This window comes from Pseudomonas sp. JS425 (genome assembly GCF_018223845.1).
GTDB lineage: Bacteria > Pseudomonadota > Gammaproteobacteria > Pseudomonadales > Pseudomonadaceae > Aquipseudomonas > Aquipseudomonas asiatica.
On sequence record NZ_CP073661.1, the window covers coordinates 19,336 to 33,483 of the forward strand.

The following is a 14,148-nucleotide window of genomic DNA, read 5'->3' on the forward strand; positions in this document are numbered from 1 at the left end:
GGCAGCCTACGCCGCCTTAGCGCTACGCCCCCTCGCAACAACCTGCTTCCGCTAGCCTCGCTCGCGGGTGCTCACTGCTGTACGCCTGGTTTTACACCTTAAGCACACAGCAAAAAATCCTCAAAATTTGAATTTGTATCGATTCGCTCGCCACTCCCTTGGCGTGCGCGATGCTTTGCCTTGGATATTTATATGCTGCAAAAACTTAGACGTAAGCGTCCGGCGAACTCACCTTGCGTAAGTCAGGCCGGCACCCACTGATGCGGCAGCAACTGTCCGATCTCACTGGCCCGTTGGGTCGGCAGCCGCGTCAGTACATCCTTGAGATAGGCATACGGATCATGCCCATTCATGCGTGCCGACTGGATCAAACTCATGATCGCCGCCGCGCGCTTGCCGCTGCGCAGCGACCCGGCAAACAACCAGTTCGAGCGCCCGAGTGCCCATGGCCGTATCTGGTTCTCGACCTGGTTGTTGTCGATGGGCACAGCCCCATCGTCCAAGTAGCGCGTCAGCGCTACCCAGCGTTTCAGGCTGTAATCGAGGGCTTTGGCTGTGGCTGATCCGTTGGGCACCAAGTCGCGCTGGGCCAACATCCAGTCATGCAGTGTTTTGAGGATCGGCACCGCCAATTCTTGTCGTATTCGCCAGCGCTCTTCATCACTCATGTCCCGCGCCTGACGTTCGACCTCGTACAAGCCGCTGATCGAGTGCAGTGCCTGTTCGGCCAGCTGACTTTTGTTCGCTACGTGCAGATCAAAGAACTTGCGACGGGCGTGAGCCATGCAGCCGATTTCAGTGATGCCTTGCTCAAATCCGGCCTTGTAGCCAGCGAAGTCATCGCAAACCAGCTTACCGTTCCAGTCGCCCAGGAAGTTGCGTGCATGTTGTCCGGCACGGCTTGGGCTGAAGTCGTAAACCACCGCGTTGAGCGCCGAAAACGGCGTCGTGCTGTACGCCCAGACATAGGCCCGGTGGGTTTTCTTCTCGCCTGGCGCAAGCATTTGCACCGGTGTTTCATCGGCGTGAATCACACCCTGGTTCAGCACCGCTTCACGCAGAGCATCAACTAGCGGCTGAAGTCTCACGCCAGTTTGTCCGACCCATTGCGCCAAGGTCGAACGAGCAATTGCCAGTCCGGCGCGACCAAAGATTTTCTCCTGCCGGTACAGCGGCAAGTGATCGGCAAACTTGGCCACCATCACGTGGGCCAACAAACCTGCGGTCGGGATACCTTTGTCGATAACCTGCGCCGGCACCGGCGCCTGAATCAGGGTTTCGCACTGACGGCAGGCCCATTTACCACGCACATGTTGCTCGACGGTAAATACGCCCGGCGTGTAATCCAGCTTCTCGCTGACGTCTTCGCCGATGCGTTGAAGTTGGCAGCCGCAGGCGCACTGGGTGTTTTCAGGTTCGTGACGAATTACTGTGCGTGGAAACTGCGGCGGCAAGGGCGCTCGTTTCGGGGACTGCCGTGGTTCGGCCTGTGGCGCAGCTGGGAGAAGCTGTTTCAGCTCGGCCTCGATAGCCTCAAGGTCGGTGTCGAGCAGGTCATCCAGCAAGCTGCTTTGCGCCGGGCTGATTTGCTCGCTGCGCTTGGCAAACTTGTGGCGTTTGAGCAGGGCGATTTCGAACTTGAACTGTTCGATGAGGATTTCATCGTTCTGGATCTTTCTGCTCATCGCCTCGACCTGGGACTGCAATTGCAACGCCTGTGCCGCCAAGGCACGAAGCTGTTCCGGGGTCATCTGGTCGAGGTTGGGCGAGAAAGTCATACCGCCGATTGTGCCAGAGCAGGCGCGGGACGACGACAAGTAGACCGGCCAAATGGCCGGCGGTTACAGCACGGTAATCACACCGCCTGCACCAACGCGCTGCCACGGCAGGCCCAGTACCAACGCCTGGAGTTGTTCGCTGTCGAGTTCGACCTCACTGCCATGACGAATGCCGGGCCAGTGGAACTTGCCTTGGTTCAGTCGCCGCGCCGCAAGCCAGATGCCCACGCCGTCGTGCACCAGCACTTTCATCCGGTTGGCCCGGCGATTGGCGAACAGATAAGCGCAGTGCGGCTTCGCCGCACCGAACACCGCAATCACCCGAGCCAGTGCCGTCTCGGTGCCGGCGCGCATGTCCATCGGCTCGGTGGCCAGCCAGATGTCATCGATGCGGATCATTGAGCGACAGCCCGAACAAATTGTGCGCAGCCCTCGGGATCTGAGGCTGGCCATTTCACCGTGATCACTTGCCCGGCCACGGGCAATTCGATGATCACTGACGCCTCGACTGGCCGTTTAGGTGCGGCTTTTAGCGGGACGAAAGCCGGTAGTGAAGCCGCTGCGGGCTGATCTCGATAGAGCGGCAGCCATTTGCGGATGACGTTGGCATTGATGCCGTGGCTGATGGCGACACTGGACACGGTTGCGCCAGGTTGCAGGCATTCCTGAACGACCTGGGCTTTGAATGGCTTGGGATAAGAGCTTCGTTGGCGCATGGAAATCCTGGCGATAAGGGTGATCGCGTCCGCTTAAAAATACGCGGACACCATCGCCCTTAATGCTGGAGTTCGGAAGGTGAGTTCGCCGGACGCTTACACTTAGACAAACGTGGTTTTCCAACGTCCGTGCCGACGTGCTCGCGGGGCTGGTGGTCGCACTCGCGCTGATCCCGGAAGCCATCGCCTTTTCCATCATCGCCGGGGTAGATCCCAAAGTCGGTCTCTACGCCTCCTTCTGTATCTGTGCTGTCATCGCCTTTGTCGGCGGGCGCCCCGGAATGATCTCGGCGGCGACAGGCGCCATGGCACTGCTGATGGTTACGCTGGTAAAAGAGCATGGACTCCAGTACCTGCTGGCCGCGACGCTACTATGTGGCGTACTTCAAATCCTTGCCGGCTACCTGAAGCTCGGCTCGTTGATGCGCTTTGTTTCACGCTCGGTAGTCACCGGCTTCGTAAACGCATTAGCGATTCTGATTTTTATGGCGCAATTGCCTGAGCTGACCAATGTCACCTGGCATGTCTATGCCATGACCGCTGCGGGCCTGGGAATCATCTACCTGTTCCCGTATGTACCGAAAATCGGCAAGGTGATTCCCTCTCCATTGGTGTGCATTCTGACGCTGACTGCCATCGCCATTTACCTCGGTTTGGATATCCGCACCGTCGGTGACATGGGCCAACTGCCTGATACGCTCCCGATCTTCCTCTGGCCTGAAGTTCCGCTGAATTTTGAAACCCTGCGCATCATTTTCCCGTACTCGGCTGCGTTGGCAGTAGTGGGTCTACTCGAATCAATGATGACCGCGACCATCGTCGACGACCTTACCGACACCACCAGCAACAAAAACCGCGAGTGCAAAGGCCAGGGTGTGGCCAACATCGCTGCCGGCATGCTTGGCGGCATGGCAGGTTGCGCCATGATCGGCCAGTCGATCATCAACGTGAAATCTGGTGGCCGCACCCGTCTCTCGACATTGTGTGCCGGCGTTTTCCTGCTGCTGATGGTGGTATTTCTTGGCGAATGGCTCTCCAAAATCCCTATGGCGGCACTCGTGGCTGTGATGATCATGGTGTCCATCGGCACCTTTAGCTGGGATTCCTTGCGTAATCTGAAAGAGCATCCGCTGTCGACCAACCTCGTCATGGTGGCGACCGTCGTGGTCGTCGTGGCCACTCACAATCTGGCTTACGGCGTACTGGTAGGTGTGCTGCTGGCCTCCCTGTTCTTCGCAAACAAGGTCGGGCACTACCTGGATATCAAGAGCACTCTTGAAGAGACGAAATCGCATCGGACTTACCGCGTCGTGGGCCAGGTGTTCTTTAGCTCTGCGGACAAGTTCACTGAGGTTTTTGACTTCAAGGAGGCGCTCAACAAGGTCACCATCGATCTCACACAGGCGCATTTCTGGGATATCACCGCCGTCGCAGCGCTGGATAAGGTCGTGATCAAGTTCCGACGCGAAGGCGCTGAGGTTGAAGTGCTCGGTCTCAATGAAGCCAGCGCGACAATCGTTGACCGCTTCGGCGTGCATGACAAACCCGGTGCCATCGACAAGCTCATGAGCCACTAAAGAGAACGACAATGACCCGCGTAATGGCATGCATTGATAACTCACAATCCTCATTGGCGGTCTGCGATTACGCAGCATGGGCCTCGCAACGACTCAGCGCTCCCCTGACCTTGCTTCATGTGCTGGATAAGGAGAAATATCCTGCATCCGCTGACCTCAGCGGCAATATCGGTCTCGGTAGCAGAGAACATCTGCTGGAAGAGTTGGCCATGCTGGATGCGCAGCGGGCAAAACTGGCGTTGGAGCATGGGCAGCACATGCTTGAAAAAGCTCGCGAGCGAACAGTTCACTCTGGCGCCATGTCACCTGATATGAAGCAGCGCCATGGCCATCTCGTCGAGAGCCTGAGCGATCTCCAAGACGATATTCGGTTACTGGTGATTGGAAGAGTCGGTGAGGACAGCACGCGCAGTGCCCAAAGTCTTGGCAGCCAGATTGAAGCGATAGTCCGAACTATCCACCGCCCCACCCTGATTACAACCAGCCATTTCAGGAAACCTGAAACGGTCATGGTGGCATTTGACGGCAGCGCAACAGGCCACAAGACCTTACAGATGCTTGCTTCAAGCCCGCTGTGCGAAGGCCTGCCAATTCATATCGTCATGGTTGGAACGGATTCTGAAGACAACCAGAACGCGCTGGAGAAGGCACGAACCACGCTTGCGTCTTCCGGCTCGCTGGTGCATTCCGAGATCCGCCCAGGCGAAGTAGAGTCCACACTGCATGCGTATCAGGCAGAGCACGGCATTGACCTCTTGGTCATGGGGGCGTACGGGCACTCACGCATCAGGCAGTTTCTGATAGGCAGCACGACCACGACGATGCTGCGTACATCCACTGTACCCTTATTGCTGCTTCGCTGAGCCAGTTCCACTGGCCACAGTATTTCCAGAACTGAGGAAATACCGTGGCCACCCTGGACGATGACTAACTGATCTTGCCGCTACGAGACCACATGCAACTCATAACTGAAATTGTTCACCCCGAGCTGAAATCCAAGCAGGGCAGAGTATTCCGTCGACATGCAGCTCGCGGCATCGTGATGCGGGGTGAACAGATCCTGTTGCTGTTCACCGAGCGCTATAACGATTTCAGCTTTCCTGGAGGCGGCCTTGATGGTGACGAGGACATTGTCGCAGGCCTGAAGCGTGAGCTTGAGGAAGAGACTGGTGCTCGTGAAATACAGGTGCTCCAGCACTACGGTTACATCGAGGAGTACCGGCCCTACCAAAAGCCACAGTACGATCTGATGCACATGACCTCGCATTTTTATCAATGCGAAGTAGCGCCCCAGCTAGAGCCGGTGAGAATGGAAAGCCACGAAATCGCTAATGGTATGCGGCCTGTCTGGATCAACCTGCATGAAGCCATCGCACACAATGAAGCCGTCATGCAGCGTCACGAGTCTTCGATGGGGCAGTCAATTCTGCGCGAAACCTACATGCTGAGAAAAGTCGCTTCCGAATTGTTGATGCCAATCAGCCTTTGAGCTGACTATTTGGCGAAGTCCACTTAGCCTGCCTCAGGCAAGCATCCAATGCTGCGGGAGTAATTGCGTGATTTCGCTCGCCCGCTGTGTCGGAAGCCGCATCAGTACATCCTTGAGATAGGCATACGGATCGTGCCCATTCATACGCGCCGACTGGATCAGGCTCATGATTGCCGCCACCCTTTTTCCACTGCGCAGCGACCCGGCAAATAACCAGTTCGAGCGCCCAAGCGCCCACGGCCGGATCAAATTCTCGATCTGGTTATTGTCGATGGGCACAGCACCATCTTCCAGGTAGCGCGTCAGCGCTACCCAGCGTTTAAGGCTGTAATCCAGGGCCTTGGCCGTGGCCGAACCCTCGGGCACAAGTTCGCGTTGGGCCAACATCCACTCATGCAGTTTTTCAGCGATGGGCACCGCTGTTTCCTGACGTAATCGCCAGCGGGCTTCGTCGCTCATTTCCTTGGCGTGTCGCTCGACTTCATACAACCCGCCAATCGAGTGAAGCGCCTGCTCCGCCAACTGGCTTTTATTGGCTGCATGCAGGTCGAAGAATTTGCGGCGTGCATGGGCCATGCAGCCGATTTCGGTGATGCCCAGCTCGAAGCTGGCCTTGTAGCCGGCGAAGTCATCGCAGACCAGCTTACCGTTCCACGTGCCCAGGAAGTTACGCGCATGTTCGCCGGCACGGCTGGGGCTGAAGTCGTAGACCACGGCCTTTAGGGCCGAGAAAGGCGTGGTGCTATAGGCCCACACGTAAGCGCGGTGGGTTTTCTTTTCGCCTGGTGCGAGCATCTGAACCGGGGTCTCATCGGCGTGGATCACGCCCTGGGCCAACACATGCTCACGCAGCGCATCGACCAGAGGCTGGAGCTGCACACCGGTCTGTCCGATCCATTGCGCCAGTGTCGAACGGGCGATGGGCAGTCCGGCCCGACCAAAAATCTTCTCCTGCCGGTACAGCGGTAAATGGTCGGCGAACTTCGCCACCATCACGTGGGCCAAAAGGCCTGCGGTCGGGATGCCCTTGTCGATCACTTGGGCCGGTACAGGCGCCTGGATCAGTGTTTCACACTGACGGCACGTCCATTTTCCACGCACATGCCGCTCAACTGTGAACACGCCCGGAGTGTAATCGAGCTTCTCGCTGACGTCTTCGCCGATTCGCTGAAGCTGGCAGCCGCACACGCACTGAGTATTCTCTGGTTCGTGACGGATCACGGTTCGCGGAAACTGCGGCGGCAGTGGTGCACGCTTGGGCTTATGACGTGGCTCGGCCGGTGCGGCCGGCGGATTGGCTGCCTTCAGCTCGGCTTCGATAGCTGCGATATCGGTATCGAGCAGATCATCAAGCAGACTGCCTTGGTCGGGGCTCAGTTGCTCGCTGCGCTTGGCGAACTTGTGTCGCTTGAGGATGGCGATTTCATGAGCCAGTTGCTCGTTGACCGTTTCGAGGCGTTGGATTTTCTGGCTCATGGAGTCGACCTGGGACAGCAACTGCATAGCCTGTTCGGCCAAGCCGCGCAGCTGTTCCGGTGTCATCTGGTCGAGATTGGGCGAGGAAGTCATGCCGCTGATTGTGTCAGAGCAGGTCGTCAACAGCGATAAACCGATGGGCTAATGGCAGGGGCTAAAGCACTGTGATCGCGCTGCCTGCGCCGACCCGCTGCCACGGCAAACCCAGTACCAAGGCTTGAAGTTGCTCGTTATCGAGTTCGACTTCCGATCCGTGACGGATGCCGGGCCAATGAAACTTGCCTTGGTTCAATCGTCGCGCTGCCAGCCAAATGCCCACACCGTCATGCACCAAGACTTTCATTCGGTTGGCACGGCGATTAGCGAAGAGGTATGCGCAGTGCGGCTTCGCCACACCGAACACCGCGATCACCCTGGCCAGCGCGGTCTCGGTACCGGCGCGCATGTCCATAGGCTCGGTGGCAAGCCAGATGGCATCGATCCGAATCATTCCAACAGGTCTCGCAGAAAGGTGGCACAGGCGACAGCGCTTTCGGTCGGCCAGTTCACTTTGACGGTGCCACGCGGGTGCTGGATTTCAATGCAGATACTTGATGAAGCTGCCTGCGAATGTCCTCCGGCTAGCGGCAAGGGCACTGGAATGAAAGCAGGTTGCAGCGCCATAGTTTTGTTCGTGAGTACCCTAATCCATTTATGTACGAGGTTCGCGTTAAGGCTGTGCTTCTGCGCGACGCTGGCAATCGATGCGCCGGGCTGGGCGCACTCTTGGACAACTTGGGCCTTGAAGGATTTTGAATAGGAACGGCGTTGTGACTGCATGGAAAGACCCGCTTAAAAGGCTAGAAATGGTGTCCACTTAAATTAGGTGGACACCATCGCCTTTGGCGTCGGGGTCAGGAAGGTGAGTTGGCCGGACGGTTACGGTTGGGCTGTATGAGCTACCGCCTAACGTGAAGAACCCATTCGGGAAACATGCTACTAAGAGCATTCGCGGCATCGCTCCATTTGATAGTGAGGCCCGTAACGATTGCCCGTACTTCAAGCCTCGCCAGCATAAGAAAACAGAACGAAAAACCAGGTTTGACGGCGTCCCGCGGAAGATTCTCAAGCTATTGATCGAACAGTTCGATCGCGTGGTTTACATCCTGGAGAAAGAGACCCAACTGGTCCTTTCCGAGAACGCGTTGAGAGGCATGCTGCAGCGTTACAAGGGAGAGCGTGGCTACCTCTATACCGGCGCGACGCTTCGCAATGTGCCATGGATCTTTGCTTACATGTCGGACGCCACCCGCCTGTTTGGCCAGAAGGTCAGTGGAAATGCTGAGCTGGTGAAAGCTATTGCCGCTGAGGTGCCGGGGGCGGAAATCAGCAGCACTGGTCGGCTGGAATCGAAGAAGGTGCCTGGTTCGAAGGCGGCATATTTTGATCTCAAAATGAGTTTCATCCGCCATCGAATCGTCAAAGACAGTGAAGCGTCTGGCTTGGTTGAAAGCATGGAGTTTGTAGTGTCACAGCCTCGCGGAGGTGAGCTTGAGCACATTCACAAGGAAGTCATCAAATTCGATTCGGCTTGGTTCGAATCTCTTATCCGGATGCCGGTTGATCATCCTTATCGCAGAATGGATAGAGTGAAGATGGCCCGGGAGGAACTGGGCGATCTGCTGGAGCTGACTCAGGCCTGAGGAGGCCTGCTGTAAACCACTTTTTTTCACTGTAAACCACAGTGGTTTACAGTGAAAAAAGTGGTTTACAACGTAGCTATGACACGCGCCCTGGCCACTCCCCAGGCCAGCGCGCTCCTCATTGGTTCGTTCAGCCGGACGTCGAACACCTGTGCTGCTCGGGGCCTTGCCACGCCGCGGTGTCCTATAATTCATCTTCAGCTGAATGGAGCAAAATGTTGTGAAGCGCACATTCATTGGAATGGTCGAGGCTGGTGAGCCACTGATGAGGCAAGCGCTTGAAGCTATCCGACAGGCCCACGAAGCGGAGGCTGCTGGATTGCCAGACCTTGAGGTACAGCGTCTTCACCTATTGGCAGATTCGCTCTATCAGGCGGTCATTGATTTTCAGCTCCTCAAAGCAGGTAAACCACCGTCGACTATCCAGTGAGGACCTGCCGCTACATGACGAAAAAGATACCAGCTCTTCTCCCCGACCACCCCATGTATACCGACGCAGTGGATGCGATGAAGCAATACCACGAGGCGCAGGCTTCTGGCTCATCTGCCGAAGAGGTTGAGCGCCTGCGTCAAATCGCAGAATCACAATTTCGGGCTGTCAGCGAGTATCAGCTCAACGCTCTGGGATATCAGTCTCGTCGTCCGCACTGAAGGGATAACCGATCCGGAGGTAGCTTCAGAATCCATCAAGCCAAGCGGAAGACTCACGACGCGGTCCGATTGATCAGCGAGACGGTCGGGAGGGTTTGCACACAGCCCCAAAAAAAAAGCAGCTCCCGAGAGCTGCTTTTTTCTTACTCCCCCTTTTTGTGCTTGTGGGGTTTCAGGTCCGGATGGTCCTTCTGCTTTTCAGGGGTGACTCGCTGCCTTTTGTCCGGAGTGCCATCTTCATTGGTGCGCTTTGGGCCTGGCTTGATGCTCATGCAAAACTTCCTTTTCCGCTTGGGTTGTTGAATGCAGCTATGTAATTAGTCCAGCTTCTCTCAGCTGTCAAAGCAGGCTGGTGCAGAACCGCCTGGCCGATGATCCGGTCCACATCGAACATTCAGAGGCCAGAATAAGAGCCTCCGACAAAGGGCTTACAAGGGGCAGTGAAATCCAGCGCTGAGCGATACGAAGACGTCTGGACGTTCATCATGCCGAGCACGGTGTGGAACAGGTTGTCGTGGCTCAGCGGTGACGTGGTTTGAGCTTTCAAACAACCCACGTTGACCTTTTCGCTCTTCGCGAGCGAGTCAGACATCCAAAGTACCAACGGCACCTTTGTTTGCTCGTCAGGAGCCATCGCGTAAGGCAGCCCGTGTAGATAGAGCCCACCCTCCCCCAGCGATTCGCCGTGGTCCGAAACGTACATCAGCGCAGTGTCGAACTTGGTGTTGGCCGCCAGGATATCGATGAGATTTGCAGTCACATAATCGGTGTAGAGGATTGAGTTGTCGTAGGCATTGACCACCTCCTCCTGCTTACATTTGTCGAGCTCGTTGGTCTCGCACACCGGTGCGAATTTCTTGAATTGCGAGGGGTAGCGCTTGTAGTAGGCCGGGCCGTGACTGCCTTTGTAGTGGAGCACCAGGACAGCATCGCCTTCCTGGCGCTTGATGAAGTCTTGCATCTCCGTGAGCAGCACCCCGTCCTTACACTCCTCGCTGGTGCACAGTTGGGAATCCGCGTGAGAGGCAGCCTTGTGGTTGGGAACCCTGTCGCAGACCCCTTTGCACCCCGAGTTGTTGTCAGTCCACATGACACTGATGCCAGCGCGTTGAAGCACGTCGAGCAGCCCTTCTCGGCTCTTGGCCAAGCCATCTTTGTACTGGGCCTTACCCACGTCCAGGAACATGCATGGCAGCGAGACCGCGGTAGCGGTACCGCAGGAGCTCACGTTCGTGAAGCTAATGACATTTCGCTTTTCTAGTTCCGGATTCGTTTCACGGGAGTAGCCGTTGAGGGAGAAGTTGGCGGAGCGAGCGGTCTCTCCTACTGCCAGTACCAGCAGCCTGGGTTTACGAGCCGCACCCTGTCGATTAACTACCGCATCAGTACCAATGGCCGTCAGCGTTTTAGGTGAGGCCAGCTGACGCTTCAGGTACCCATGGCCAGCCGCAAACAAGTTGGTAGGTACCAGAATCAGCCGGATCTCCCGATTGTTGCGCAGCAAGGAGGCATACGACTGGTACTGACTCAACGCGATGCCAGATAAGGTCAACAGAGCGAGCGACAGAGCAATGAACCTGCTGACCAAAGCTTTGGCCCAAGGCTTGCGCCGGAGGGGAACCCGGGCAATCAGGTAGACGGGCAACACCCCAACCATTGCGACCCAAAGACCGAGCTTCCAATTCAGCAGCTCGGTTGCCTCAGCGACGTCGGTCTCCACAACGTTGGTGAACATTGTGTAATCGATCACGATGCCGTAGGCATTCATGAAGTAACTCGCAAAAGACGCGCTGATCAGTACCAGGCACAGTATGGGTTTGGCCAGCCGCCCCCATGACAGCAAGCTCAGAACGGTAAACACCCATGCGAATACTATGACTGGGAGGCTAGCCGCTAGCTGCCAGTTCACTTCATCGGTTTTGAATACCAGCTTCCAGAGCACGTTCCAGAGCTCAGCGTTCGCGAATAGCAGTAACCAAAAAGTCACCAGGCCGATTAGCAAATTAGTACTGATGCCTTTCTGCCGCGCATTGCGAATAGCAAAGATCCATTTGCTTAACAGGGTGTGAACAATGGATTTGGAAGGTGTCATTATCAAACTCTGGAAGCTGCTTATCCATGGCGGTAGCTATGGAGTTAGCGGGAGCTACAAGGCAAACCGTCGACAGATGCTGAGCGATTGCGCAATGTGCGGAGCGTCAGAGGCCTTAGGCCCCTAGGCGTTGGGGACGCTTAGTATGTGTGAGGCATAGGGATAAAAAGAGAAATGAATCTCGCTGAGCGCATTATTTCCGGGACCTGATAACGACACGATGACCTCGGGATTACAATGCTGACAGAAATCCAATTACTGCTGTTTTGATTGTCATTGATCACGCTATGATCAAAATTAGGGGGATACTACCCACCAAAAGCAATGCTCCGCTCAGCTAGATAAATTTAATTTCACAAACAAAACGGTTTCGTTTTGTCGTAGGCTAATTTTGAACTTTCAATTCAACTTACAAGTCTTTCTCGCGAGCAGAATATTATTTTCAACTTTTGCTCGTTAATATGTCACCCATCAATGAGGGGCGAATACCATGAGCTTTTTCAAAAACATCCTGGGCGGGCACCATGGCCGTGGAAACCACGGTGGAGGCAAGCACCACAGCGGGGGACATGGGGCCGAGCAATATGATCGCCATGGCCGGCAGCAGGGCTGCGACGGCGGTAATCAGGTGTATGACGGCGGGCGCCCTCCCACTCCTGCCCCCATCAAAGATCTGCAGGGCTGCAGGCAGTGCCGGACGGCCAACGATCCGTCAGCACGCTTTTGTCTAAACTGCGGAACACCGCTATCGAGTGGTTGCACCGCCTGCGGCTCGCTGCTGAGTGCAGGAGCAAGATTTTGCAGTCACTGTGGCCAAGCGACGCTCTAAGGCTAGGTAGACAGGAAGGCCAACGAGACCACAACCCTGCGCAAGGAGAAATACGTGGGTTCAAATCATGACCATGGCAGCGCTGCAGTACGCGAGGGGCATCAGAAGAAGCTAATCATGGCGCTCGGCTTGACTGGCAGCTTCATGATTGCAGAAGTGATCGGTGCGTGGATTACCGGCAGCCTGGCGCTGCTGTCGGACGCATCTCACATGTTCACAGATACTGCCGCCTTGGCGATCTCACTGATTGCACTTCAGATAGCCAAGCGGCCGGCGGATCAGAAAAGAACCTTCGGCTATGCGCGCCTGGAAATTCTGGCTTCGACGTTCAACGCCGTGCTGCTCTTCCTGGTGGCGATGTACATCTTGTATGAGGCCTACCAGCGCTTCTTCATGCCGGCGGAGATCGCTACCGGAGCGATGATGTGGATCGCAATCGCCGGCCTGATCATCAACCTAATTTCGATGCGCCTTCTGGCATCTGCGAGCAACGAAAGCCTCAACGTCAAAGGAGCCTACCTCGAAGTTTGGAGCGACATGCTCGGCTCGCTTGGCGTAATCATCGCGGCACTTATCATCCGCTTCACCGGCTGGACCTGGGTCGACACGATTGTCGCTGTGGCGATCGGCCTTTGGGTTCTGCCGCGGACGTGGCAGTTGCTTCGCGAAAGCCTGGGGATCCTCATGGAGGGTGTCCCGAGGGGGCTCGACGTTACGGCAATCGAGGCCACCATCCTCGGAGTAGATGGCGTGACGGACGTTCATGACTTGCACGTGTGGGCTGTCAGCAGTGGCAGTAACGTGATGACGTCGCACGTAGTGGTTCGGGATTCTGCAGATGGGGATGCTGTGTTGGCGGCCGTCGTGGATGCTGTCAGCGATGCATTCGAAATCCATCACTGCACCATCCAGATCGAGCGGGCAGCTTTCCACGAGAGCGTTCCCTCGCCCTCGCACTGATCGATCGGTAAACACCCTGCAAACACATCCCCCTCCTGGCTGAGGGGGATGTCGTAGAAAAAATGCGGTGAAGGATGGCGTAAACGGCAGGAGCACTTCGAGAGGGGTTGGAGAATGTCTTGCCCCCCCGTCCACTATCTCCAGAAGGTTCAGCGATGGTTTGGATCATCACGAAGTACCTACTCACTGCCGGTATAGTGATTCTCGTGTCAGAGCTGGCGAAACGCAGCGACAAGCTGGGCGGCTTGGTCGCCGCCCTACCCTTGGTCACGGTCGTGACGTTGGTCTGGCTCTATTTAGAGAACCAGAGCATGGAGAAGATCTCCAACCATGCTTGGTACACGTTCTGGTACGTGCTTCCGACCCTACCGATGTTTATTGCTTTTCCATTGCTGCTACCTAAGCTCGGCTTTTGGCCGACACTGATCAGCAGCATCCTCATCACAATGGCCAGCTTCGGAGGCTTCGCCATACTGCTGCGCCGGTTCGGCATTGAGCTTCTATGATCCGGTGGCCGCAGGGATCATCTTGATGAGTCTTAACGGCTATTAACACACTCGCCCTTCACCAGGTAGCGAACCATGTGCAGTTCGCCTTTCGAGTCTTCGTAGGTCATCATGCTTCTTACATTACCGCAGTACCGCACACTGGGTGATACATACACCAACTTACCAACGTCCAGGTCCATGCCATAGGCGTAGTCTTCTAGTTGAGGCATGGGCTTTTTTACGCGTTGAGCATAATCCGCTGTAGCCTCTCTAGCAGTACGCTCGATGCGTTTATTGATCTCCATACCGCTTTGGGCATTGGCTGTTAGTGATGTAAAGAGCAAAAACACGGCGATCGCTGATACAGTAGTGTTCATAAGAAGTCCCTTAATAAAAAAGCGCCCGTAGGG

17 protein-coding genes and 1 pseudogene are annotated in these 14,148 nt (G+C 56.1%); 9 read left to right on the forward strand and 9 right to left on the reverse strand.

Features of this window, described 5'->3' with window-relative positions:
* Nucleotides 1-242: 242 nt before the first annotated feature.
* The 3 genes from KDB76_RS00080 to KDB76_RS00090 all read right to left on the reverse strand — a co-directional run bounded on the left by KDB76_RS00080 (nucleotide 243) and on the right by KDB76_RS00090 (nucleotide 2,494).
* Complete coding sequence (locus tag KDB76_RS00080; RefSeq protein ID WP_038409819.1) at nucleotides 243-1,778, reverse strand: IS66 family transposase; 1,536 nt, start codon at nucleotides 1,776-1,778, stop codon at nucleotides 243-245.
* A 63-nt stretch (nucleotides 1,779-1,841) separates the two neighbouring features.
* A complete protein-coding gene (gene tnpB / locus KDB76_RS29615) occupies nucleotides 1,842-2,177 on the reverse strand; it encodes an IS66 family insertion sequence element accessory protein TnpB (RefSeq protein WP_038409817.1) in 336 nt (111 codons plus the stop codon).
* Nucleotides 2,174-2,494, reverse strand: a complete 321-nt coding sequence (locus KDB76_RS00090; protein ID WP_080708168.1) for a transposase — start codon at nucleotides 2,492-2,494, stop codon at nucleotides 2,174-2,176. The genes tnpB (KDB76_RS29615) and KDB76_RS00090 overlap by 4 nt, the downstream gene beginning before the upstream one ends.
* A 137-nt stretch (nucleotides 2,495-2,631) precedes the next feature.
* Here KDB76_RS00090 and KDB76_RS00095 point away from each other — a divergent pair, with 137 nt between their 5' ends.
* The 3 genes from KDB76_RS00095 to KDB76_RS00105 all read left to right on the forward strand — a co-directional run bounded on the left by KDB76_RS00095 (nucleotide 2,632) and on the right by KDB76_RS00105 (nucleotide 5,560).
* Complete coding sequence (locus KDB76_RS00095) at nucleotides 2,632-4,071, forward strand: SulP family inorganic anion transporter (RefSeq protein WP_063977452.1); 1,440 nt, start codon at nucleotides 2,632-2,634, stop codon at nucleotides 4,069-4,071.
* Nucleotides 4,072-4,082: 11 nt separating this feature from the next.
* On the forward strand, nucleotides 4,083-4,934 hold the full coding sequence (locus tag KDB76_RS00100) for a universal stress protein (RefSeq protein ID WP_012316922.1): 852 nt from the start codon (nucleotides 4,083-4,085) through the stop codon (nucleotides 4,932-4,934).
* Nucleotides 4,935-5,026: 92 nt separating this feature from the next.
* Nucleotides 5,027-5,560, forward strand: coding sequence for an NUDIX domain-containing protein (locus tag KDB76_RS00105; protein WP_009684099.1), 534 nt, complete (start codon nucleotides 5,027-5,029; stop codon nucleotides 5,558-5,560).
* Nucleotides 5,561-5,593: 33 nt separating this feature from the next.
* On the opposite strand, the gene KDB76_RS00110 is transcribed toward KDB76_RS00105, so the two are convergent.
* The 3 genes from KDB76_RS00110 to KDB76_RS00120 form a co-directional block, all read right to left on the reverse strand.
* Entirely contained in the window at nucleotides 5,594-7,129 is a 1,536-nt protein-coding gene (locus KDB76_RS00110) for an IS66 family transposase (protein ID WP_212632210.1), read from the reverse strand.
* Between the two features lie 61 nt (nucleotides 7,130-7,190).
* On the reverse strand, nucleotides 7,191-7,526 hold the full coding sequence (tnpB, locus tag KDB76_RS29620) for an IS66 family insertion sequence element accessory protein TnpB (RefSeq protein ID WP_009684097.1): 336 nt from the start codon (nucleotides 7,524-7,526) through the stop codon (nucleotides 7,191-7,193).
* Nucleotides 7,523-7,855 (reverse strand): transposase, encoded by a 333-nt coding sequence (locus KDB76_RS00120; RefSeq protein ID WP_009684096.1) that lies wholly within the window; start codon nucleotides 7,853-7,855, stop codon nucleotides 7,523-7,525. The genes tnpB (KDB76_RS29620) and KDB76_RS00120 overlap by 4 nt, the downstream gene beginning before the upstream one ends.
* 104 nt (nucleotides 7,856-7,959) lie before the next feature.
* Between KDB76_RS00120 and KDB76_RS00125 the strand changes: the two are divergent.
* The 3 genes and pseudogenes from KDB76_RS00125 to KDB76_RS00135 all read left to right on the forward strand — a co-directional run.
* Nucleotides 7,960-8,718, forward strand: a pseudogene (locus tag KDB76_RS00125) (hypothetical protein); the annotation flags it as partial.
* A 220-nt stretch (nucleotides 8,719-8,938) separates the two neighbouring features.
* Complete coding sequence (locus KDB76_RS00130) at nucleotides 8,939-9,148, forward strand: hypothetical protein (protein WP_015268418.1); 210 nt, start codon at nucleotides 8,939-8,941, stop codon at nucleotides 9,146-9,148.
* Between the two features lie 14 nt (nucleotides 9,149-9,162).
* Nucleotides 9,163-9,369 carry a hypothetical protein gene (locus KDB76_RS00135; RefSeq protein ID WP_011953104.1) on the forward strand — a complete coding sequence of 69 codons (207 nt, stop codon included), beginning with the start codon at nucleotides 9,163-9,165 and terminating at the stop codon, nucleotides 9,367-9,369.
* Nucleotides 9,370-9,512: 143 nt separating this feature from the next.
* Here KDB76_RS00135 and KDB76_RS30045 read toward each other — a convergent pair whose 3' ends face one another.
* Nucleotides 9,513-9,641 (reverse strand): hypothetical protein, encoded by a 129-nt coding sequence (locus tag KDB76_RS30045; protein ID WP_003253468.1) that lies wholly within the window; start codon nucleotides 9,639-9,641, stop codon nucleotides 9,513-9,515.
* A gap of 122 nt (nucleotides 9,642-9,763) precedes the next feature.
* Entirely contained in the window at nucleotides 9,764-11,461 is a 1,698-nt protein-coding gene (locus KDB76_RS00140) for a phosphoethanolamine--lipid A transferase (RefSeq protein WP_003298414.1), read from the reverse strand.
* A gap of 490 nt (nucleotides 11,462-11,951) precedes the next feature.
* On the opposite strand from KDB76_RS00140, the gene KDB76_RS00145 reads away from it, so the two are divergent.
* From KDB76_RS00145 to KDB76_RS00155, 3 genes are all read left to right on the forward strand, one after another.
* Entirely contained in the window at nucleotides 11,952-12,290 is a 339-nt protein-coding gene (locus KDB76_RS00145) for a zinc ribbon domain-containing protein (protein WP_071890582.1), read from the forward strand.
* A 54-nt stretch (nucleotides 12,291-12,344) separates the two neighbouring features.
* Nucleotides 12,345-13,250, forward strand: coding sequence for a cation diffusion facilitator family transporter (locus KDB76_RS00150; protein WP_010951438.1), 906 nt, complete (start codon nucleotides 12,345-12,347; stop codon nucleotides 13,248-13,250).
* A gap of 155 nt (nucleotides 13,251-13,405) precedes the next feature.
* Nucleotides 13,406-13,756, forward strand: a complete 351-nt coding sequence (locus tag KDB76_RS00155) for a DUF3147 family protein (protein ID WP_069017345.1) — start codon at nucleotides 13,406-13,408, stop codon at nucleotides 13,754-13,756.
* A 32-nt stretch (nucleotides 13,757-13,788) separates the two neighbouring features.
* Here KDB76_RS00155 and KDB76_RS00160 read toward each other — a convergent pair whose 3' ends face one another.
* Nucleotides 13,789-14,115, reverse strand: a complete 327-nt coding sequence (locus tag KDB76_RS00160; protein ID WP_011953106.1) for a DUF2790 domain-containing protein — start codon at nucleotides 14,113-14,115, stop codon at nucleotides 13,789-13,791.
* Between the last annotated feature and the right edge of the window lie 33 nt (nucleotides 14,116-14,148).